19 protein-coding genes and 2 tRNA genes are annotated in these 20,463 nt (G+C 63.2%); 8 read left to right on the top strand and 13 right to left on the bottom strand.

Annotated elements, in window-relative coordinates; translation table 11 throughout:
• The first annotated feature begins 200 nt into the window (after nucleotides 1-200).
• Nucleotides 201-277, top strand: a tRNA-Met gene (locus JAB6_RS04735).
• 68 nt (nucleotides 278-345) lie between these two features.
• Here JAB6_RS04735 and JAB6_RS04730 read toward each other — a convergent pair.
• Nucleotides 346-1,014 (bottom strand): hypothetical protein, encoded by a 669-nt coding sequence (locus tag JAB6_RS04730; RefSeq protein WP_139143285.1) that lies wholly within the window; start codon nucleotides 1,012-1,014, stop codon nucleotides 346-348.
• A 228-nt stretch (nucleotides 1,015-1,242) separates the two neighbouring features.
• Between JAB6_RS04730 and JAB6_RS04725 the strand changes: the two genes are divergently transcribed.
• From JAB6_RS04725 to dbpA, 6 genes are all read left to right on the top strand, one after another.
• Complete coding sequence (locus JAB6_RS04725; RefSeq protein WP_070301585.1) at nucleotides 1,243-1,761, top strand: sigma-70 family RNA polymerase sigma factor; 519 nt, start codon at nucleotides 1,243-1,245, stop codon at nucleotides 1,759-1,761.
• Nucleotide 1,762: 1 nt separating this feature from the next.
• The gene (locus JAB6_RS04720; RefSeq protein ID WP_070301584.1) at nucleotides 1,763-2,773 is read left to right on the top strand and encodes a FecR domain-containing protein; all 1,011 of its coding nucleotides are present in this window, start codon (nucleotides 1,763-1,765) and stop codon (nucleotides 2,771-2,773) included.
• 101 nt (nucleotides 2,774-2,874) lie between these two features.
• Nucleotides 2,875-5,370, top strand: a complete 2,496-nt coding sequence (locus JAB6_RS04715) for a TonB-dependent receptor (protein ID WP_070301583.1) — start codon at nucleotides 2,875-2,877, stop codon at nucleotides 5,368-5,370.
• Nucleotides 5,371-5,475: 105 nt separating this feature from the next.
• Nucleotides 5,476-7,140, top strand: a complete 1,665-nt coding sequence (locus JAB6_RS04710; protein ID WP_070301582.1) for an acid phosphatase — start codon at nucleotides 5,476-5,478, stop codon at nucleotides 7,138-7,140.
• 205 nt (nucleotides 7,141-7,345) lie between these two features.
• The gene (locus tag JAB6_RS04705) at nucleotides 7,346-7,582 is read left to right on the top strand and encodes a hypothetical protein (RefSeq protein WP_034758223.1); all 237 of its coding nucleotides are present in this window, start codon (nucleotides 7,346-7,348) and stop codon (nucleotides 7,580-7,582) included.
• A 110-nt stretch (nucleotides 7,583-7,692) separates the two neighbouring features.
• Nucleotides 7,693-9,117, top strand: coding sequence for an ATP-dependent RNA helicase DbpA (dbpA, locus tag JAB6_RS04700; protein WP_034758226.1), 1,425 nt, complete (start codon nucleotides 7,693-7,695; stop codon nucleotides 9,115-9,117).
• Here the strand turns inward: dbpA and JAB6_RS04695 are convergent.
• From JAB6_RS04695 to JAB6_RS04680, 4 genes are all read right to left on the bottom strand, one after another.
• Nucleotides 9,104-9,655 (bottom strand): hypothetical protein, encoded by a 552-nt coding sequence (locus JAB6_RS04695; protein WP_070301581.1) that lies wholly within the window; start codon nucleotides 9,653-9,655, stop codon nucleotides 9,104-9,106. The two genes, dbpA and JAB6_RS04695, sit on opposite strands and share 14 nt — an antisense overlap.
• Nucleotides 9,648-10,217 carry a hypothetical protein gene (locus JAB6_RS04690; RefSeq protein ID WP_070301580.1) on the bottom strand — a complete coding sequence of 190 codons (570 nt, stop codon included), beginning with the start codon at nucleotides 10,215-10,217 and terminating at the stop codon, nucleotides 9,648-9,650. Before JAB6_RS04690 ends, JAB6_RS04695 begins: the two co-directional genes overlap by 8 nt.
• 42 nt (nucleotides 10,218-10,259) lie before the next feature.
• Complete coding sequence (gene cysS, locus JAB6_RS04685) at nucleotides 10,260-11,636, bottom strand: cysteine--tRNA ligase (protein ID WP_070301579.1); 1,377 nt, start codon at nucleotides 11,634-11,636, stop codon at nucleotides 10,260-10,262.
• A gap of 237 nt (nucleotides 11,637-11,873) precedes the next feature.
• Entirely contained in the window at nucleotides 11,874-13,025 is a 1,152-nt protein-coding gene (locus JAB6_RS04680; RefSeq protein ID WP_034758230.1) for an MFS transporter, read from the bottom strand.
• A 228-nt stretch (nucleotides 13,026-13,253) separates the two neighbouring features.
• Between JAB6_RS04680 and JAB6_RS04675 the strand changes: the two genes are divergently transcribed.
• Entirely contained in the window at nucleotides 13,254-14,084 is an 831-nt protein-coding gene (locus JAB6_RS04675; protein WP_070301578.1) for a helix-turn-helix domain-containing protein, read from the top strand.
• A gap of 158 nt (nucleotides 14,085-14,242) precedes the next feature.
• On the opposite strand, the gene aqpZ is transcribed toward JAB6_RS04675, so the two are convergent.
• The 8 genes from aqpZ to JAB6_RS04635 all read right to left on the bottom strand — a co-directional run bounded on the left by aqpZ (nucleotide 14,243) and on the right by JAB6_RS04635 (nucleotide 19,892).
• Nucleotides 14,243-14,932: an aquaporin Z gene (aqpZ, locus tag JAB6_RS04670; RefSeq protein WP_034758233.1), complete on the bottom strand. Its 690-nt coding sequence runs from the start codon at nucleotides 14,930-14,932 to the stop codon at nucleotides 14,243-14,245.
• 211 nt (nucleotides 14,933-15,143) lie between these two features.
• Nucleotides 15,144-15,572: a GNAT family N-acetyltransferase gene (locus tag JAB6_RS04665; protein ID WP_070301577.1), complete on the bottom strand. Its 429-nt coding sequence runs from the start codon at nucleotides 15,570-15,572 to the stop codon at nucleotides 15,144-15,146.
• Entirely contained in the window at nucleotides 15,572-16,030 is a 459-nt protein-coding gene (locus JAB6_RS04660; RefSeq protein ID WP_070301576.1) for an Ivy family c-type lysozyme inhibitor, read from the bottom strand. The genes JAB6_RS04665 and JAB6_RS04660 overlap by 1 nt, the downstream gene beginning before the upstream one ends.
• Before the next feature lie 65 nt (nucleotides 16,031-16,095).
• Nucleotides 16,096-16,506: a hypothetical protein gene (locus JAB6_RS04655; RefSeq protein ID WP_139143284.1), complete on the bottom strand. Its 411-nt coding sequence runs from the start codon at nucleotides 16,504-16,506 to the stop codon at nucleotides 16,096-16,098.
• A gap of 29 nt (nucleotides 16,507-16,535) precedes the next feature.
• Complete coding sequence (locus JAB6_RS04650; protein ID WP_175444495.1) at nucleotides 16,536-17,642, bottom strand: amidase family protein; 1,107 nt, start codon at nucleotides 17,640-17,642, stop codon at nucleotides 16,536-16,538.
• Nucleotides 17,643-17,841: 199 nt separating this feature from the next.
• Complete coding sequence (locus JAB6_RS04645) at nucleotides 17,842-18,417, bottom strand: elongation factor P (protein ID WP_034758247.1); 576 nt, start codon at nucleotides 18,415-18,417, stop codon at nucleotides 17,842-17,844.
• Nucleotides 18,418-18,552: 135 nt separating this feature from the next.
• Complete coding sequence (gene earP / locus JAB6_RS04640; protein WP_070301574.1) at nucleotides 18,553-19,722, bottom strand: elongation factor P maturation arginine rhamnosyltransferase EarP; 1,170 nt, start codon at nucleotides 19,720-19,722, stop codon at nucleotides 18,553-18,555.
• Between the two features lie 94 nt (nucleotides 19,723-19,816).
• Nucleotides 19,817-19,892: transfer RNA gene (locus tag JAB6_RS04635), tRNA-Glu, on the bottom strand.
• Nucleotides 19,893-20,463 lie beyond the last annotated feature (571 nt).

Genomic DNA, 20,463 nt, shown 5'->3' with positions numbered 1-20,463 from the left:
GCTCGTCGGGCTCATAACCCGAAGGTCACAGGTTCAAATCCTGTCCCCGCAACCAGATATATAAAAAGCCGCTGATTCTTGCAAAGGGATCGGCGGCTTTTTCCATTGCGGCGCAGCATGCCTACCGCCCTCATGCAAAGCAAATGCCCTTCGTGTCAATCCGCTCTTTCGCAATGCAACAAACTCGGTTATAATTCGCCTGCGGGGTGGAGCAGTCTGGCAGCTCGTCGGGCTCATAACCCGAAGGTCACAGGTTCAAATCCTGTCCCCGCAACCAATACATAAAAACCGCTGATTCCTGCAAGGGAGTCAGCGGTTTTTTTCATTCCGGGTCAGGCCCGCTTTTTACACGGCGACGCTGGCCCTGATCTGCCTGGCCGCCGCGTGCAGGCTGGCCGCCACTCTTTCCAGCTTGTCGGCGCCCGCCGTTTCGGACAGGGCGGCAAAGGCGCTGATATGAAACGTCGCTACCATGGCTGGCGACACTTCGAGCTCGAGCGCCGTCTTGCTCAGTTCCGTCGACGCCTCGAGATAGGGCTCGCTGCCCGCCTCGAACGCCTGCTTGGTTTCCAGCAATTCCTGGCCGCCTTCGGCCTTGGCCAGGCAGGCATCGACTTTTTGCTGGAATGCCGGCAAGGTATCGCGCACGGGGCCGGGCTCAGGCGCCGCTTCCGGTTCCGGTTCCACTGGCGCAGGCGTGGCTGCGGCCAGCTTGCCCGCCGCCGGCATGTCGCGCATCGTCAGCCAGCGCTCGACGGCGAGGAAATCGGCAAACGGCTCGGCCACCTTGGGGTTCATCAGCCAGACTTCGCCCGTGCGCCAGTCGATCCGGGCGCCGCGCTCATTTCTCGCCAACAGAATATCCTTGCCGCCATCGGGGTTCGACACCCGGCCGATATCGAGCCAGTTCATCAATTCCGCCTGGCGCGACATCGCGTTGACCCGATGAAAATAGGCCAGCCATAAAAATCTGGCGACCAATAGAACCAGGGCACCGCCAACCATCCACATCATTTTTCGCTCCGCTCCGCACCACATCGACAAGCCGCATTTTCTCACATGAAAGCTTGCGCCAAGGAAACTTTTACATCTGCCGTGCGCAGGCGCAAATCCGGCACCGCGCGTGGCCCGGGCGCGCAGTCGCATTTCAGCAACGCCGCGTTTTCCCGATTGCCTGGCGCGCGCCGCTGCGTTATTATGAGAACAATTCTCATTTAGATTAAGATATCCCACCCTCTTCGCATGCTGTCCGCCCCTTCCCCTCCGTCCGACTTCCAGGCCCTGTATGCCGAGCACCATTCCTGGCTGCTGCACTGGCTGAAGCGCCGCCTGCACGATGCGGGGCTGGCCGGCGACCTGGCGCAGGATACCTTCATCAAGATCTTCGTTGCGCGCAGCAGTGCCGGGATCGCGCAGCCGCGCCCTTTCCTGGCCACCATCGCCAAGCGCCTGCTGGCCAACCACTGCCGGCGCGAAGAGCTGGAACGGGCTTACCTCGACGCCCTGCTGCACCAGCCGCAAGCGAGCACGCCGTCGCCGGAAGCGATGTCCATCCTGCTCGAATCGCTGCAGCTGGTCGACCGCGCGCTGGACCAGCTGTCCGCCAAGGCCAGGGCCGCTTTCCTGCTGGCACACCTGGACGGCATGACCTACGCCGAGATCGCCACCGAACTGGGCACCACCACGCATTCCGTCAAAAAATACCTGAGCAAGGCCAACCTGCTATGCTTTTTTGCCGTGCCCGATTTTACCGCCTCCTGACATGCGCGGCGCCACCGTCTACGCACAGGGCCAGCCCATCGATCTGGCCATCGCCATGCAGGCAGCCGAATGGCTGGCCACCCTGATGAGCGGCGAAACGACGCCGGCGGAAAAAACGGCCTGGCAGCAGTGGCGCCAGGCGCACCCCGACCATGAACGGGCGTGGAAACACATCGAAAGCGTCAGCGGCAGCTTGCGCGAACTCGATGCGCAGGCCAGCCGCACGGCGTTGACACAGCGCTCCCGCCCTGCCTCGACCATCTCGCGCCGCCGCAGCCTGCAGTTGCTGGCGTGGGTCTCGGCCATCGGCCTCACGGGCTGGTTCGGCGCGCGCTCGCAATATGCGCCCGACATGGCCCGCGCCGCGCTGGCCGACCTGTCGACCGGCGTGGGCGAACGCCGCGAGCTGACCCTGCCCGACGGCAGCCGTTTGCACCTGAACAGCGGCAGCGCCGTCAACATCCGCTACACGGGCACGCAGCGCCTGCTGCAACTGGTGCAGGGCGAAGTGTTCATCGCCACGGCCCGCGAAACGGGCATGCCCTACCGCCCCTTCCTCGTCGAAACGGCGCAAGGCCACGCGCAGGCGCTGGGCACGCGCTACTCGGTGCGCCAGGCGGACGGCAGCACCGTGGTCGCCGTCGAGGAAGGCGCCGTGCGGCTGATGCCGCGCCATGGCAACGCCAGCCCGGTGCTCCGCGCGGGCCAGGGCGGCGGCATGACGGCGCAGAATACCTTGCCCGCGCACGCCGTCTCGCCCGATGTCTGGGCCTGGCGCCAGGGTTTGCTGCTGGCCGACGCCATGCCGCTGCGCGACTTCCTGCATGAACTGAGCCGCTACCGCCACGGCTTGCTGGGCTGCGACGACGCCGTCGCCGGCCTGCGCATCTCCGGCGTCTTCCCGCTGGCCGACCTGGATGCCGTGCTGCTGTCGCTGCCCGACTCCCTGCCCGTGGACGTGCGCCTGCGCACGCGCTACTGGGTGCAGGTCGAGGCGCGCCAGCCGCGCTGAAAATATATTTTGACGCCGGCGCAAAAAAAGTACCCGCTTCCGATTCTCGCGTGACCTGTGTAGGCAACGTTCTTTTTTGACGACTACACCACAAGGTAACCATGTCTCCTGCCATTCATTCCAAGCCGCGTATCAAACCCATGGCGTATGCCATCGAGCTCGTCTTCATCGGTTCGGCCCTGCTGCTGAACGTCCAGACGCCAGCCCTGGCGCAGGAAAGCGCGGCCGCCGCTGCGGCCAGCCTCGACTTCCAGGTGCCGGCCGGCGACCTGGCCACGGCGCTGCGCCAGGTCGCCAGCCAGTCGCGTGTCATCCTCAGTTTCACGCCGGAGCAGACGCGCGGCAAGACCTCGGCCGGCTTGAGCGGCCGCCACGACGTGCTGGCCGCCCTGAACGGCGTGCTACGCGGCACGGGCCTGAAGGCCGAACGCAGTGCCAACGGCAGCTATGTGCTGCGCCCGGCCGATGCGGCGGCGGGTGGCGAAGCGATGGCGATGATGCCGGAAGTATCGGTCAAGGCGCAGCAGGATGCGACGGAAGGCTCGGGCGCGTATGTCTCCACCCTGCCGATCGCCACGGCCACGCCGCTGGGCCTGTCGGTCAGGGAAACGCCGCAGTCGGTCAGCGTCATCACGCAGCAGCGCATGCAGGACCAGGGTTTGAACACGATCGCGCAAGTGATGGCACAGACGCCGGGCATCACGCTGTTCTCGCTGGGCAGCGAACGCACGGGCTTTACTTCACGCGGCTATTCGATCACCAATTACCAGCTCGATGGCGTCAGCACGCATTCGGAAAACCTGGGCCTCAATGCGATACCGTCGCAAAGCCTGGCCGACATGGCGCTGTACGACCGCATCGAAGTGCTGCGCGGCGCCTCGGGCCTGATGACGGGCGCGGGCGACGCCTCGGGCGCCATCAACATGGTGCGCAAGAAGCCGACGGCGCAGTTCCAGGCCTCGGTCGAGGGCGAGCTGGCTTCCTATGATGAGCGGCGCGCCATGGCCGACGTCTCGGGTCCGATGAACGAGACTGGCAGCGTGCGCGGCCGCCTGGTGACGGTGTACGAAGAAGGCGACAGCATCATCGACGGCTACAGCCGCAACAAGAAAGTGGTCTACGGCGTGGTCGAAGCGGATCTGTCACGCGACACGAAGCTGACGGCCGGCGTCACGCACCAGCGCAAGCGCTCGAACGGATCCTTGTCCTACCTGGGCTTCCCCCTGTTCTACAGCAATGGCGTCATGACGGACCTGCCGCGCTCTTTCAGCCCGGCCGCCAAGTCGAACCGCTTCGACACCAATTCGACCGACCTCTTCGCCACCGTGGAGCACGCGCTGGCCAACGACTGGAAACTGAAAATCTCGGCCAACCGCGTGCAATCGTCGCAGGAAGAACGCGCCGTCTACCTGAGCGTGAGTGGCGGCTTTCCCGACCAGGCCACGGGCGATGGCCTGAGCTTGAACGCCGACTACCGCGACTACCAGCTTCAGGTCAACAGCGTGGACGTCAATGTGCGCGGGCCGTTCAGCGCGTTCGGCCGCCAGCACGAGCTGGTGCTGGGCATGGACTACAGCGAATTTCAAAGCACGACCGATGGCCGTTTCGACAGGGGCGTCGAAAACACGCCCGTCAACCTGTACCGCTGGAATCGCACGGCAACGCCCGTGTTTGGCGGCACCACCGTTATCTATGACAGCACTCGCCGCCAGGCCAGCGCCTACGCGGCCAGCCGCTTCAACCTCTCCGAACGCCTGAAACTGATCGCCGGCGCCAAGGTGCTGCGCTACAGCGAGAACTACATCTCGGACGCGCCTTCCGTGAATTTTTACAGCGCGTCCCCTGCCTCGGAGAGCCGTGTCTTCACGCCGTATGGCGGCCTCGTATTCGATATCGACGGCACGCACAGCGCCTACGCCAGCTACTCCACCATCTACCAGCCGCAAGCATCGCAAGACCGCTACGGCAAGCTGCTGGCGCCGCGCGAAGGCAAGACCTTTGAAGCGGGCATCAAGAGCGGCTGGCTCGATGGCCGCCTGAACACCTCTGCCGCGCTGTACCAGATCCGCCAGAGCAATCTGTCCGAATCGGACCCCGGCTACACCGTGCCTGGCACGAACAATCCTGCCAACCGCGCCATTAAGGGCGCCAAGACCCAGGGCGTGGACGTGGAAGCGACGGGCGCCATCACGCCGGACTGGAATATTTCGGCATCGTGGTCGTACAGCCAGACGGAAAACAATGCCGGCAAGGCCATCCTGACCACCTTCCCGCGCCACCTGGTGAAACTGTGGACGACTTACCGCCTGCCCGGCGACCTCAATCGCCTGACCATCGGCGGCGGCGTGAACTGGCAAAGCCGCGTGTATTCGGACATCGACGCGTGGCAGATCAACAGCACCATGCACTGGGAACAGAAGGCGTACTCGGTGGCCAGCCTGATGGCGCGCTACGACGTCAACGACAAGCTGTCTGCCACCGTCAACGTGGCCAACCTGTTCGACAAAAAATACACGGCTTCCGTGTCGGACTGGTGGTACTCGGGCATGTATGGTCCGGCCCGCAAGGTGGCGCTGAGCGTGCGTTACCAGTTCTAGCATTTCACACCGGCGCAGGGCCGGTGATACAATTTTCCCGCTTCACGGGCGTTGCCGGCCATTGCCGCCAACGCCCGTGCCCATAGAGACACCCAAGGAGAATGTGTGAAGGACCTCGCCCCCGCCCTGCCAGCCGATCCGGCCGACCAACCCGCCAATCCCTCGCGCCGGCGCATTTTCCAGGCTGCTTCCGCAGTCGGCCTGGCCGCCAGCCTGCCGGCGCTGGCCGACGCCGCGCCCGCCAAAAAGACCATCGCCAAGGGTTCGCTCGACGCGAAACTCAAGGCGCACGTCAAGAACGTGGTCGTGATCTACCTGGAAAACCGCAGCTTCAACAACCTGTTCGCCAACTTCCCCGGCACCAGCGCGCCCCTGTCCGCCGTCACGGCGGAACAGGCGCAGCAGCTGGACCGCGACGGCAAGCCGCTGGCCACGCTGCCGAAGATCTGGGGCGGCCTCGTGCCGAACCAGCAAAATATCGGCGGCACCGATTACCTGATCAAGGAAGACCAGATTTCCGGTCTGCCCAACGCGCCCTACAAATTGAGCGACGCGGCCGGCAAGCCCCTGCCCGAGAGCATCATCACGCGCGACCTCGTGCACCGCTTCTATAACAACCAGATGCAGATCAACAGCGGCAAGAACGACGGCTTTGCCGCGTGGGCCGACAGCGGCGGCCTGGTGATGGGCCATTACGGTGAAACGTCGAAAAACCTGAACCTGTGGCAGATCGCCGAGCAATACACGCTGTGCGACAACTTCTTCATGGCAGCCTTCGGCGGCTCCTATATGAACCACCAGTTCCTCGTCACGGGCCGCGCCAACGAATATTTCAATGCATCCGAAACGGCGGCGAAGAAAAAGATCGCCGTGCTGTCCGACGGCCCGCAAGGCGTGCGCCTGGCGATTTCGCCCGACTGCCCCGCCTCCGCGCTGGACGGCAAGCCGAAATACGTCAATGACGGCGCCATCACGCCGGACGGCTATGCCGTCAACACCATGGCCCCGCCATATCAGCCGAGCTACATCCGCCCCGCCTTCGACGGCGACCCGCTGCATGCCGACCCGGCCGACGCGAACACCCTGCCGCCGCAAACCTATGACACCATCGGCGACCTGCTGTCGCGCAAGGGCGTCAGCTGGGCGTGGTATGGCGGCGGCTGGCAAGCGGCGCTCGACCACAAAGGCGGCGGCAGCAAGCCGAACTTCCAGTTCCACCACCAGCCGCTGAACTACTTCAAGCAGTTCGCGCCAGGCACGGCTGCGCGCGCCGAACACCTGCGCGACGGCGGCACAGGCGACAGCCCGATCTCGAACAAATTCCTCGCCGCCGCCGTGGCGGGCAAGCTGCCGGCCGTGACCTTCTACAAGCCGCAGGGCAATCTGAACCTGCACGCCGGCTATTCCGATATCGAATCGGGCGACCAGCACGTGGCCAACGTCATCCAGCATTTGAAGGAATCGCCGCAGTGGAAGGACATGATCGTCGTGATCACGTTTGATGAAAACGGCGGCTGGTGGGATCACGTGGCGCCGCCGAAAGGCGACCGCTGGGGTCCGGGCACGCGCATTCCCGCCATCGTCGTCTCGCCGTACGCGAAGAAAGGCGCCGTCGACCACAGTTTTTATGACACGACGTCGATCCTGCGCCTGATCACGCGCCTGCACGACCTGCCGCTGCTCGAAGGCCTGAAAGTGCGCAACGACGCCTTTGCGTCGCGCGGCGCGCTGCCGCCGGGCGACCTGACGGGCGCTCTGAGCTTCCGCTAAGCCACCCACAATGCGGCACGCCTGTGATACACTGCGTGCCGCACTTAAATCCGCAGGACAGGTATTCCTGACGGTTGTTCCAACAATGAGCCCGACTCCAGTAGCCGGGCTTTTGTTTTGTGGATGAAGTTAAAGCGTATAGACATAGGCGGGCAGCACCTTGCCCGCCCCCTGGCTTTCGCAAGCCAGGGAAAGAGGTTAGCAAATGAGAGATAAAAAAGACAACGCCACCATCGACTTGCCCGGTTTCGGCCCGCCGCCAGCGCACGAGGCGCCAGAGCCGGCGCCGGAACCGCAACGCCGCACGCGCGCGCGCAAGGTGGCGCTGAAGCAGGTGCAGCTTGAATTGCTGGAGCCGACCGACGCCACGGGCCTGCCCGTATGGACGCGCGACGCTGGCCTCGATCTGACCGGCTTGCCCATCTGGGCGCCCGACAACTAGTCCCCCAACGCCGGCGGCCGTTTGCCGCCAGCTTCCACAACCATCCGCACAAGGGCGTATAACGCCTGTAGACTGTGCCCATCCACCCGCTTTTTACCGGCTCCGCCCTTATGAACACCACATCCGCCACCACTTCTTTTTCCAGCCTGCCGCTGACGCCCGCCTTCCTGGCCAACCTGGACTCGCTCGGCTACCACGAGATGACGACCATCCAGGCGCAAAGCCTGCCGGCCGTACTCGATGGCCGCGACCTGATCGCCCAGGCGAAAACGGGCAGCGGCAAGACGGCCGCCTTCGGCATCGGCATCCTGCACAAGCTCAATCCGGCCTGGTTTGCCGTGCAGGGCCTGGTGCTGTGCCCCACGCGCGAACTGGCCGACCAGGTGGCCAATGAGCTGCGCCGCCTGGCCCGCGCGGCTGGCAACATCAAGATCCTGACCCTCACGGGCGGCGCGCCGATGCGCCCGCAAATCGCCTCGCTGGAACACGGCGCGCACATCGTCGTCGGCACGCCGGGCCGTTTGCGCGACCACCTGGGCCGCGGCACCATCAACCTGAATCACGTGCAAACCTTGGTGCTCGATGAAGCGGACCGCATGACGGACATGGGCTTTTACGAAGAAATCGCCGGCATCGTCAGCGCCTGCCCGGCGCGTCGCCAGACCCTGCTGTTCTCGGCCACGTACCCGGAAGATATCCGCCGCGCCACGGCGTCGTTCCTCGTCAATCCGCTGGAAGTGACGGTCGAGGCGCAGCACGACAACGACAAGATCGAGCAGCGCTTCTATGAAATCGGCTTCGACGAGCGCAATAGCGCCGTCGGCAAACTGCTCAAACACTTCAAGCCGGAATCCACGCTGGCCTTCTGCAACACCAAGGTGCATTGCCGCGAACTGGCCGACGAGCTGCGCCAGCAAGGCTTTTCCGCGCTGGCCCTGTACGGCGAGCTGGAACAGCGCGAGCGCGATGAAATCCTCGTGCTGTTCGCCAACCGCAGCTGCTCCGTGCTGGTGGCCACCGACGTGGCCGCGCGCGGCCTCGATATTTCCGACCTGGGCGCCGTGATCAACGTCGACGTGTCGAAGGACACGGAAGTGCACATCCACCGCATCGGCCGCACGGGCCGCGGCAGCAAGAAGGGCCTGGCCCTGTCGCTGTGCGCGCCGAACGAGAAAAAATGGGTCAAGCTGATCGAGCAATACCAGAACAGCGCCGCCGAATGGCACGACCTGAAGGAACTGGCGGAAGATGACGGCATGGAGGCGCTGCCGGCGCCCATGGTCACCCTGTGCATCATGGGCGGCAAGAAAGACAAGCTGCGCCCGGGCGACTTGCTGGGCGCGCTGACGGGCGACGCTGGCCTCACCAAGGAGCAGGTGGGCAAGATCAACGTGTTCGAGTTCATGACCTACGTGGCACTGGACCGCAAGGTGGCCGAAGCGGCCTTCAAGCGCCTCAACGCCGGTAACTCCCTGGGCCGCGACTTCGGCAATATCAAGGGCCGCAGCTTCAAGATGCGCTTTATCGAGGCGTAAGCTGCTGCAATGCACGCAGGGCCGCCATGGTCCTGCGTCCCGGGTAGCTATCCCACGCGGGATGGCGCCGGCGGTAGTAGCAGCTCCAGTAACTGATCGTGCGCCGCTCCAGCGTGTCCACATAGGCGGGGTTCTCCCGCAGGTAGCGCGCCAGCGCCTGCGTATTCCAGGCCGGCAGCGCCGCGCCAATTATCTCAATAATCTCCAGCACGTATTCGCCGCACAGGTGCACGACGAACGGCACCGTCCACGCCCGCTCCTGCAGCAACAGCTGCCTTGCACACGCTTCGCGCACATGGCCGTCATGGTGGCGCGCGCCCAGGCACAGGGCGATCACGCCCGCGTCGCCGGGCAGCCGCGTACAAGCCAGCAGCCGCTCGCTATCGTAATACGTGCGCGTCGGGATCAGCAAAGTCTCGCCATCCTGGCATACCGAAAACGACCGAACGGGCGCATGCAACTGGCCATATGCCAGCGCAGGCAACAGCTGCGCCACAGTGCCTGCCAGTGCGGCCGGAAAGGCATCCGCTTCAGCCATCGCGAGCTTCCTTGCACACCTTGCGCACGCCCAGCGCAGGCTTGTCCACCTTTTCAAAGATCACATTCGAATACCATTCGGCAGGATCGCCTTCGGTAGGCTTGCCCAGCGAAATATAAAAGCCGCCATGCGTGAACAGGGCCGTGGTTTCCTTGCCCGGCCTGGCGGCTTGCAGGAAGGCGGGCCAGGCTGCCTTGTCCACTGGCGTGAAACGCGCGGCCAGCAGCGCCAGCAAGCGCGCGTGCGTGGCCGGCGCATACGGGAACAGATACAGGTATTCGACCAGTTCACCGCCATCGGCCAGGCGCGTGACGGCAGATGTCGCCGCATCCGCTTCACTGCCAAAACTGCACAGCACCCCGCCGCTGTAGGCGAAATCGATGACGGTCGCTGGCGCGCACGCCTGCCGTTCGCGGTCGATGCCGACGGGCGGCAGCGCGCGCACTTGCGCCAGCAGCGTTTCGCCGGAGGTGGCCAGCGCGGGAAAGCCCGGACACTCACTGGCCGCCCGGGCGGCAGAAAAGACAAGGCAACAACTCAGTATCAGCAAACGGCGCTTCACGGCATCTCCAGTTTCATCAGGCGGCCATTATGCCGGACATCTTCACAAAGGCCGCGCCTGTTGCCCCTGCGGCGTATCGTCAATGTCATAGCCGGCCGCGCGCGCCAGTGCGCGCAAGCGGTCCGCCTCGGCCCACTGGCGCTGCGCGCGGGCGATAGCCCGTTCCGCCATCCACGCCTGCACCGGCTGCGGCACGGCCACCTGCGCCGGCTGCCAGGCTAGCAGGTCGAGCCCCAGGGCCGCATCGAAGCGGGCCATGGTGGCCTTTTTCACGGCGTCCGGCAGGCTGCTTTTCAGCAGCTCCCAGGCCACGGCCAATGCACGCGGAAAGTTCAGGTCATCGTTGACCTTCGCCGCAAAGCGCGCCAGCCACGAGGGATCAGCCTCCCCCTGTGCTTTGCCAAGGCCATGCACGCTGACGCGCAGGCGCGCCAGGCCGCTGCTGGCGGCGCGCAACGCTTCGTCCGTGAAATTGAGGCTGCTGCGGTAGTGGGCGCCCAGGCACAGGTAGCGGTAGGCCAGCGGATCGATGCCCTGCTCCACCAGGCTGTGCAGGCGTAAAAAGTCGCCCGACGATTTCGACATCTTCGCATCCTGTGTTTTCAGGAAGGCGCCATGCAGCCAGAAGTTGGCCAGGCGCGTGCCGTGGCGCGCTTCCGTTTGTGCGATCTCGTTGCTGTGGTGGACTGCCACGTGGTCTTCGCCTCCGCAATGGATGTCGAAGTAAGCGCCCAGGTGCTTTTCCGCCATGGCCGAGCATTCGATATGCCAGCCCGGGAAACCCAGGCCCCATGGACTGTCCCACTCCATCTGCCGCTGTCCCGGCACGCCGCTGAACTTCCACAGCGCGAAGTCGCAGATGTCGTGTTTCTCTCCCAGGTCCACGCGCTTGCCCGCCTGCAGGCCGTCGCGGTTCAGGCGCGCCAGTTTGCCATAGCTGTCCTGGCGCGTCGTGTCGAAATAAATGCCGTCGTCCGTGCGGTAGGTATAGCCCTTCGCCTCCAGGTCGAGAATGAAGGCGATCTGCTCGACGATGTGGTCGGTGGCGCGGCACCAGACGGTGGGCGGCAGGATATTGAGCTGCTGCAGATCGCCCTCGAACGCGCGGGTAAATTCAGCGGCGATATCCCAGGCCGACTTGCCGCTGCGGGCGCTACGCGCCTCGATCTTGTCATCGCCGCTGTCCGCATCCGACGTCAGATGACCGACGTCCGTGATGTTCATCACGTGGCGCACCTGCAAGCCATTGAATTCGAGCGCGCGGCGCAAGCCGTCGACGAACAGATAGGTGCGCAGGTTGCCGATGTGCGCATAATCGTAGACGGTGGGACCGCAGGCGTACAGGCCCGCCTCGCCCGGCGCAATGGTCTCGAAGGGCCGCAGGCTGCGGCTATACGTGTCGTACAAATGTAGTGTCATGCGGGGCTTTCATGCGCGTTGCGGAAAAGAAAATGGCCACAGGTTTTTCAACGCTGTGGCCATCGGAATGAGGAGTAAAAAGTTTAACGGCGCCGGGCCGCATCCTCGCGAAGCCAGGTACACGGACACAGCGCAGCGGCGGCGCGGTATGCAAGGACTGGAGGGAGGATGGAAGAGATCATGGAGACAATATCGCATGCGCGCGGGCGGGCCGTCAAGCCCTCCCGCGGCGCTGGCTTATTTTTTCGCCTGTTCGATATGCGGCAGCAGCACCGTCAATATGCCCAGCAGCGGCAGGTAGGAGCAGATTTTGTACACATAGGCGATGCCCGCCACGTCGGCCAGGTGGCCCATCGCGGCGGCGGCGATGCCCGACACGCCAAACATCAGGCCAAAGAAAATCCCCGCGATCATGCCCACCTTGCCCGGCACCAGTTCCTGCGCGAAAACGACGATGGCGGAAAACGCGGACGAAATCACGAAGCCGATGATCACCGTCAGCACGGCCGTCCAGAACAGGTCGACGTAGGGCAGCAGCAGGGTAAATGGCGCGGCGCCCAGGATGGAAATCCAGATCACGCGCTTGCGGCCGATACGGTCGCCGATGGGGCCGCCCATGAAGGTGCCGGCCGCCACGGCGGCGAGGAAGAGGAACAAATACAGCTGGGCATCGCCAAGCGACAGGTGGAATTTGTCGATCAGGTAGAACGTGTAGTAGCTCGACAGGCTGGCCATGTAGATGTACTTGGAAAACACCAGCAGGGCCAGCACGCCCAGCGCCCCCATCACCTTGTTGCGCGACAAATTAGGGCCGTGGCCGCCCGCCTTCGGCTTGAAGCTGGCCAGGTGGCCGCTATACCAGTGGCTGACCTTGTACAGCACGCCGATGGCCAGCACTGCCAGCAGGCTGAACCAGGCGATATTGCCGTGGCCACGGTTGACGATGACGGCGGCCGCCAGCAGCGGTCCCAGCGCGGAACCGACATTGCCGCCCACCTGGAACAGCGACTGGGCAAAGCCGTAGCGCCCGCCCGAGGCCATGCGCGCCACGCGCGACGCTTCCGGGTGGAAGGTCGAGGAACCGACGCCGATCAGGCCCGAGGCGATCAGCAAGGTGGGAAAGGTCGAGACGACGGACAGCATCAGCACGCCGGCCAGGGTAAAGCACATGCCGACGGGCAGCAGGAATGGCAGCGGACGGCGGTCCGTGTACAAGCCGATCCAGGGTTGCAGCAAGGAAGCCGTGCACTGGAACGTCAGGGTTATGAGGCCGACCTGGGTAAAACTGAGTGAAAACTCGGCTTTCAGCATCGGATAAATCGACGGCAATAATGCCTGGATCAAGTCATTGAGCAAATGCACGAAGGCGACGGCGCCCAGGATGTGCATGGCCAGACCGGATTGTTGTTGGGAACTATGAAGCGAAGGAGCCGCCGGCACGGACTTGGCCAATGCTGGAGCAGTTGTGGTTGTGTGCATGTGTCATCCGCAATAATCGGGCTCGGCGGGCGGCCCGGCAAAGAAGCCAGTATAGTATGGTCACTGAACTGATAACTTCCAATAATCGTCGCCCAAGTGACAACTAGGTGACAATTAAGAGCGCATCCAACGACCAGCATGTACACCCAACCCCTCGTCCAGACCCACCCCGATGGCGTGCCGTTCAGCCGCAGCACCAGCTCGCACGATTACCAGCACGTGCCGCGCCCCGTGACGGCCATGTCGCGGCAATATGCGGCGGGCGACTATACGGCGCCGCACAGCCATGTGCGGGCGCAACTGCTGTATGCGACGGAAGGCGTGATGCGCGTGTCCACCGAGCACGGCGTGTGGATGTTGCCGCCGCGGCGCGCCCTGCTGATCCCCGTGGGCATCGTGCATGAAGTCCACATCTTGAGCGAACTGAGCATGCGTACCGTGTACATCGACGCACAGGTGGCGGCCCGATATGGCGCCGATTGCAAGGTGCTGGAAGTGAGCCGGCTGCTGCGCGAACTGATCCTGGCCTTGCTGGCCGAACCGGTCGAATATGCGCTAGAGGGCCGCGGCGACTGGCTGGCGCACCTGATCCTGTCGGAACTGGCGGCGGCCGATACCGTGCCCCTCGCCATCCCGTGGCCGCGCGACCGCCGCCTGGTGGCCGTCTGCTCGGCCATCATGGACGCGCCCGGCAGCCGGCGCAGCATAGAGGACTGGGCGCAGGATGCGGGCGCCAGCGCGCGCACCCTGATCCGTTTATTCCCCAAGGAAACGGGTCTGCACTACCGCCAATGGCTGCAGCAAGTCCACCTGGCCGAGGCCTTCTGCCGCCTAGACCGGGGCGAAGGCGTGGCCGCCATCGCCTATGCGCTGGGCTACGCCAGCCCCAGCGCCTTCAGCGCCATGTTCCGCCGCATCCTGGGCCGCACGCCGCAGCACTACCTGAGCGAGTGGCGTGCCGCGGAGTAAACAAGAAAAGCAGCCCGTGGGCTGCTTTCGTCAAATCGTTTGCCGGCAATCAGGCGGTAGGCCAGCCGCGTAGGTCGGCTTAGCGTGGCAAGGCCGCGCGTAAGCCGACAAGCTGCGTTGCCGGCATTGTCGGCTTACGCCCTGCGGGCCAAGCCGGCCTACTCTTTTTCGCCCGCAATCAGGCGGTAGGCCAGCGCACCCAGCAAAGCGCCGATGATCGGTGCCAGCCAGAACAGCCACAGCTGGCTCGTCGCCCAGTCGCCCACGTACAGGGCCACGCCCGTGCTGCGGGCCGGATTGACGGAGGTATTCGTGACGGGGATGCTGATCAGGTGGATCAGGGTCAGCGCCAGGCCGATCGGCAGCGGGGCGAAGCCGGCCGGTGCGCGCTTGTCGGTGGCGCCCAGGATGACGATCAGGAAGAACATCGTCAGCACGATTTCAATGACCAGCGCCGACAGCATCGAATAGCCGCCCGGCGAGTGGGCGCCGAAACCGTTCGAGGCAAAGCCCTTGCTCACATCGAAACCGGCCTGGCCGCTGGCGATCACGTACAGCACGCCGCCGGCCACGATGGCGCCCAGCACTTGCGCGATGATGTATGGCAACAGTTGGCTGGCGGGAAAGCGGCCGCCGGCCCACAGGCCGATCGAGACGGCAGGATTCAGGTGGCAGCCCGAGATGTGGCCGATGGCGTAAGCCATGGTCAGCACCGTCAGGCCAAACGCCAGCGCCACGCCGACAAAGCCGATGCCAAGGCCAGGGAAGGCCGCGGCCAGCACGGCGCTGCCGCAACCGCCCAGTACCAGCCAGAACGTGCCGAGAAATTCGGCGCCATATTGTTTCATGATGTATTCCTTTACATTGTCGAAAAAACGTACCCAGGGGACGACCAGTCAGACCGCTCATTCAGCTCGCCCTCACCGTATGGCGATGGCAAGGCAAAACACCAGCAAAGTACGGCTGCGCAATCGCAGCAGAGCGCGCATAATGACATATTGTCATTATCAAGGCAATATTAATATGATACGACAATATCAATAGTTTTTATGGAATCAACTATTCTTTTGATAATTTTACTGGCGCCGGGCGGCGCATGTACTTTTGCGGCGCCTCCAGCGGCGTAAAACCAAAGCCAGCATACAGGCCATGCGCATCGTCGGTGCCCAGCATCCAGGCGACATCGCGCAAACGCGCATCGCCGAGCACGGCGGCCACCATCTGCTTGCCATAGCCGCGCCCCTGGTATTGCGGCAACACAAACACGTCGCGCAGATACGCAAAATCCGTGTAGTCGGTGACGACCCTGGCGAACGCCACTTGCTGCCCATCCACATAGCCGCCGAAACACAGCGCGTTGGCGATCCCCTTGCGCACCGTGTCGATCGCCACGCCGCGCTTCCAGTACGACTGCTCGCTCAGGTAGCGGTGGATCATGGGCACGTCCAGTTCGTCGCGCTCGCTGGAAATGTACAGTGGCGCGTGCATCAGTTCTTGTACAGCAGTTCGGCTTCTGCGATGCTGGGCTCGCCGAAGTAGACGGTGCGCACGCCGCCCTTGGCATCGCTGCCCATGTACACGCCCGTCATGCTGCGCGCGGCCGGGTCGTACAAAATCGAATAGCGGTGGCCGCAATTGTGCGGTTCGCAGACGCTGCTCAGCAGGCGCGCCTTGCCGTCGATCTCGACCGGCTTGAGCGGGCTGGCCACGCCATCGGGCACCCAGCGCTGCCGCTTCAGGCCCGCCTTTTTCAAGCCGACATTAAAAGCCTTGCGAAAGGCGTAGTCCGCCTTGTAGACGTCGGGAAAATACGGACAGGTAGCGCCGCCGTCGCAACTTTGCGCCTGCTCGATCAGCGACAGCCTCGGCGTACGGGCCTGCGCCGGCATGGCGGCCAGCGCCACAGCAGCGCCCAGGAACAGGGGCAAGAGCAAACGTGCGGACATGCAATTTCCTAACAATATCGAATAATGCCGAAAGCATAGCAGAATGGCATGCTTGTGCGCGCGCCTCAGGGAGAACAGCGGATGCCGACCACCCCGTTGACCTTGCCTTCGGGCCAGCCCGTCTCGCGCCAGCGGTACACGCCGGGCGCGACGATGATCAATTGCCATTCCACCAACTTGCCGGCGGCATTGAGGCGGGTTTCATTGTCATAGCGTAACGTCAGGCTACGCTCCGTTTCCGCCACCACCGTCGCGGCAAAGCGGTTGGTTTCGCCCAGCTTGCTTTTCCACGTGCGGTCGTTGAAGATCGCCAGCCGCTGATGGTCGTCTGATAGCTGCATGCGCGTGAAGTGGCGCGCTTCTTCGCACACACTATTTGTATTCACGCTGTCGGACCAGCTGCCGGACAGTTGCTCGGCATCGAAAGGAGTCGGGGTGGCGGCCACGGCCGCACTCAGCAGCAAGGTTGCAAGCATAGTTTATCGAAAGAAAACGAAAGGAATCATCATGGTCGGCGCAGCGCCAGGGTGATGCTCGATGGCAGTGCGGGCGTGCGCCGGTGCAAGGTCGCCTGCTCATAGGCATACGCCATCGCAATGAGTGGCTTCTCGCCGTGGGCAGGACCGATGAAGGATAAGCCGACCGGCAAGCCCCCGAGCACGCCGGCAGGCACCGTGATGTGCGGCAAGTCGGACTGCGGCTGCGCTACGCCATGGCAAGTCGGCCCCACCAGCGCATCAAGGCCATGCGAGTGCAGCAGCGTTTCGATGCCGCCCGGCCCCGACGCGGGAGGCAATTCGATCAGTTCCGCGCCCTGCTCGCGCAGCACGTTCAGCGCCTGCTCGATCAGGGCATCGGTGCCGGCGCACAGGCCGAACAGGCTGCGCGCCACGCCGATGCGGCGCCCGCGCAAGCCGGCGGCATCGAACACCACGCCATCGGCCAGGCGCTCGCCGCTCAAGGCGGCAAGCAGCCAGGCCGCCTCGCGCACGCTGGGCGCCATTGGTCCGGCAGTGGCTGGCTCACCTCCCTGCCCGCCAGCGGCCCTGCCCGTGGGTTTGATGGCAACCAGGCCGCAGTTTGAAGCTGGCGCGACGATGGAGCCGTCCGCCGCGCTGTCGACGGCCAGGATGGTGAGTCCGGCCCAGCTGGCACTGGCATGCGGCACGCTGACGGCCGCCCACTGGCGCAAATTGCTTTTGCCGATGATGACGGCGCCGGCCGCGCGCAAGCGCGCCGCCACGAAGGAATCGCAGCTGGCATGCGTGGCCAGCGGCGCCTGCGTGCGCGTCTTCATGCGGTCGCCCGTGGCGATGTTGTCGCGCAAGACGACGGGGATGCCGTGCAAGGGGCCGCGCACCTTGTGCACTTGCCGCTCGCGGTCCATTTCCAGGGCGATTTTCAAGGCGTCGGGATTGATTTCAATGCCGGGATAGGCGCGCGCGCCGATGCTGCACAGGGAACGGATGCGGGCCAGGTACTGCGACGTCAGCGCATGGGAACTGAGTTTGCCTGCCTGCATCATCTGCTGTTGCGGCAAGACGCCGGCGTCGAGCAGATGGGCCATGGGACTGGCCGGCGCCGTGGCACGGGCCAGTACGGGGCGCGGCACGCTCCGGGACGCGCCACTGCGTAACATCTGACTGCGCTGCATCGTATCTCCAGGAAACCTCAATGTTTCTAACGCAATAATGTGCTAGCCATAGCATAGCAGTCCTTGCAAGCTAATAGTTGTGATAAGGAATTATTTTCCAAGCAAAAAAAACGCCGCCCGAAGGCAGCGTTTCTTGATGGTCCAGTACTGGAGCAAATCAGTTGCGTACGACACGCTTGTATTCGTTGGTGCGGGTGTCGATTTCGATGACGTCGTCCTGTGCCACGAACAGCGGCACTTGCACGGTGTGGCGGTGCGCGTCGATGGCGTTTTCGATCTTGGCTTCTTTCAGGACGTTGCCCGAGGTGTTGCCCTTGACCGCTGGCTCCGAGTACACCACTTGACGGGCGATGGTCGTAGGCAGTTCAACGGAGATAGCTTTGCCGTCGTAGAAAATGGCTTCGCATTCCATGCCATCTTTCAGGTAGTTCAGCGCTTCGCCCAGGTTTTCTTCTTCGATTTCGTACTGGTTGTACTCGGTGTCCATGAACACGAACAGCGGGTCGGCGAAGTACGAATACGTCACTGGCTTTTTATCCAGAACAACAACGTCGAACTTGTCGTCGCCGCGGAACACGTTTTCCATCGGGGTGTTCGTCAGAAGATTTTTCATCTTCCATTTGTAGGTGAAGCCCGTGCGGCTCGAACCGTTGACATCAGAACGCAACACGATCATTGGCTTGCTGTCGACCATGATGATATTGCCAACACGAATTTCTTTTGCGGGTTTCATAGGAATGTACGTAAAAAGTGGGTTGCATGAAGACCATCTGCCGCCTGTGCGCCATCAGCGCCGCAAGCTTGCGTTTGATCGGTTAAAAATACGTTAGAAATAACCGGGCATTTTACCTTAATTTTGGGCAAGCGCCTATCTCGTCGCGCCAGCGAACGCCAGCAGGTTACTTGCCAGATCGCCATTAGCCTGCATCTGCCGCTGCCAAGCCTGCGCGCGCGCCCGGATGCGCGGCAGATCGGCCTGCAATGCGGGCCACAGCTGCGCCCACGGCAAGGCGTCCGCGCTGGCGCCATTCCAGGCCAGCGCCGCCTGCACCAGGCTGTCGATGGGGCCGTCCGCATCCGCCGCATAGCGCTGCAGGAAGGCGCGCAATTTCACGTGATGCAAGTTTTCATCCTGCAAATAGATATGCCAGAGAAACGGCTGGCCAGCCCATTGCGCGCGCACGAACGAGTCCTCGCCGCGCACCAGGTTCACGTCGCAGGCCCACAACAGGCGGTCGTAATCGTCCTGCGGCACGAAAGGCAGCACGCGCACGGTAAGCGCGCCGCGCGTGCGCGCCACACCGGGCACCGCCGCATCGTCGCCGATAAACGCTTGAACGGCATCGAACGCGACGCCTTCCGGCACCAGGCAGGTGATGGGCTCGCTGCCCGCCTGCCAGGCAGCAAACAGCTCGGCGACGGGAGCGGATGGATAGCAGAACAGCGACACTTTCAAGGCGCGCATGTCCGTCGCCGTCACGCCGAATTGCCCGAGGAATGCCGCCATGGCGGCGGCATCGGCCTGGAACGCCAGCCGCTGCTCGTCGAGCGCCGCTTCGCGCAGCAAGCCACCCGTTTTATCCGTGAAGCCGGGGAAGAAGAAATGCTTGATCATGCCGTGGCGCGGCGACGTCAGCGCATGGCAGCCCTCGACCCACTCTTCCGCTGTCAAGCCTTCCAGGTTCAGCCACACGGGCTGCGGCGAACACTGCGCCATGGCGGCGATATAGCCGGGCGGAATGTCGCATGCAAAGAACTCGATGACGATATCGGCGATATCGGTGGGCACAAATACACCATCCTGGCCGCGCCAGTGGCGTATCGTGACGCCGGACACCTGCTGCGCTTCGGCTGCCACGTCGATCGCGGGGCAAATGCGCTGAAAGCTGACAAGATCGTCGACCCACAGGGTGACGGCCACGCCGTGTTCGCCGCCCAACTGCCGCGCGAGGCGCCAGCAAATGCCGATATCGCCGTAGTTGTCGACGACTTTGCAGAAAATGGCCAGGGATGGCACGCGATCGGTAGCTAATGGCATATTCAAAGGAGAAAAGAAAACGTGACATGGCAGCCCATAACAAAAAAGCCGCACTGTTACCAGGCGGCTTTGTTGTTGGCTGATTCAGCCGGTCTGGCGTCCCCAAGGGGATTCGAACCCCTGTACTCACCGTGAAAGGGTGATGTCCTAGGCCTCTAGACGATGGGGACCTGTGCTGGCTTTACTCTCAGCGGACTCTTCGTTGAAGGCTTTGCTTAGCCCCTCAAAAAAGCGTGCGCGAAGTATAGCATGGGGTGATTCACGAAATCAACTGCCGGGGGTTTTATTTTCCATCTTATTTGCAGGGATCTCTCTATGAGGCAGAAGATGCTCGTGCGATATGGCAATACTGCGTTATTGCGATTTCAGCAGGCGCAAAAAAAGCCGCATAAGCGACTTATGGATGCCGAGTTAGGCCGATGGTGCTGTCGGATTACGCTGCGCTAATCCGACCTACGCCCTACTCCAGAACGGGGCATGGAAATAAAAAAAGCCGCTCCAGGCGACTTTGATTACTGCGCGATTTCTGCGCTGTTGGTGGAGGTTTGCGGGAGCTAACCGCTGATCTCTTGCATACCATGCAAGCGCGCTAACAGCTTAGCCATATTCCCCCGAGGGTATGGCGGAAATACTTCGCCAAAATAAAAAAGCCGCTCGAGGCGACTTTGATTTATTCACTACCTGTTTCTGCGCTGTTGGTGGAGGTAAGCGGGATCGAACCGCTGACCTCTTGCATGCCAT

Origin of the sequence: Janthinobacterium sp. HH104 (genome assembly GCF_001758715.1) — a bacterium.
GTDB lineage: Bacteria > Pseudomonadota > Gammaproteobacteria > Burkholderiales > Burkholderiaceae_D > Janthinobacterium > Janthinobacterium aestuarii.
The sequence above is the reverse complement of the archived record's forward strand: the minus strand, read 5'-3'. Positions and strand labels throughout refer to the sequence as shown.

What these genes read in the sequence shown, in the direction of transcription:
- JAB6_RS04730 (WP_139143285.1), bottom strand. Translation starts at nt 1,014, where the DNA reads ATGATGTGGATGGTTGGCGGTGCCCTGGTTCTATTGGTCGCCAGATTT.
- JAB6_RS04725 (WP_070301585.1), top strand. Translation starts at nt 1,243, where the DNA reads ATGCTGTCCGCCCCTTCCCCTCCGTCCGACTTCCAGGCCCTGTATGCC.
- JAB6_RS04720 (WP_070301584.1), top strand. Translation starts at nt 1,763, where the DNA reads ATGCGCGGCGCCACCGTCTACGCACAGGGCCAGCCCATCGATCTGGCC.
- JAB6_RS04715 (WP_070301583.1), top strand. Translation starts at nt 2,875, where the DNA reads ATGTCTCCTGCCATTCATTCCAAGCCGCGTATCAAACCCATGGCGTAT.
- JAB6_RS04705 (WP_034758223.1), top strand. Translation starts at nt 7,346, where the DNA reads ATGAGAGATAAAAAAGACAACGCCACCATCGACTTGCCCGGTTTCGGC.
- dbpA (WP_034758226.1), top strand. Translation starts at nt 7,693, where the DNA reads ATGAACACCACATCCGCCACCACTTCTTTTTCCAGCCTGCCGCTGACG.
- JAB6_RS04695 (WP_070301581.1), bottom strand. Translation starts at nt 9,655, where the DNA reads ATGGCTGAAGCGGATGCCTTTCCGGCCGCACTGGCAGGCACTGTGGCG.
- cysS (WP_070301579.1), bottom strand. Translation starts at nt 11,636, where the DNA reads ATGACACTACATTTGTACGACACGTATAGCCGCAGCCTGCGGCCCTTC.
- JAB6_RS04680 (WP_034758230.1), bottom strand. Translation starts at nt 13,025, where the DNA reads ATGCACATCCTGGGCGCCGTCGCCTTCGTGCATTTGCTCAATGACTTG.
- JAB6_RS04675 (WP_070301578.1), top strand. Translation starts at nt 13,254, where the DNA reads ATGTACACCCAACCCCTCGTCCAGACCCACCCCGATGGCGTGCCGTTC.
- aqpZ (WP_034758233.1), bottom strand. Translation starts at nt 14,932, where the DNA reads ATGAAACAATATGGCGCCGAATTTCTCGGCACGTTCTGGCTGGTACTG.
- JAB6_RS04665 (WP_070301577.1), bottom strand. Translation starts at nt 15,572, where the DNA reads ATGCACGCGCCACTGTACATTTCCAGCGAGCGCGACGAACTGGACGTG.
- JAB6_RS04660 (WP_070301576.1), bottom strand. Translation starts at nt 16,030, where the DNA reads ATGTCCGCACGTTTGCTCTTGCCCCTGTTCCTGGGCGCTGCTGTGGCG.
- JAB6_RS04655 (WP_139143284.1), bottom strand. Translation starts at nt 16,506, where the DNA reads ATGCTTGCAACCTTGCTGCTGAGTGCGGCCGTGGCCGCCACCCCGACT.
- JAB6_RS04645 (WP_034758247.1), bottom strand. Translation starts at nt 18,417, where the DNA reads ATGAAACCCGCAAAAGAAATTCGTGTTGGCAATATCATCATGGTCGAC.
- earP (WP_070301574.1), bottom strand. Translation starts at nt 19,722, where the DNA reads ATGCCATTAGCTACCGATCGCGTGCCATCCCTGGCCATTTTCTGCAAA.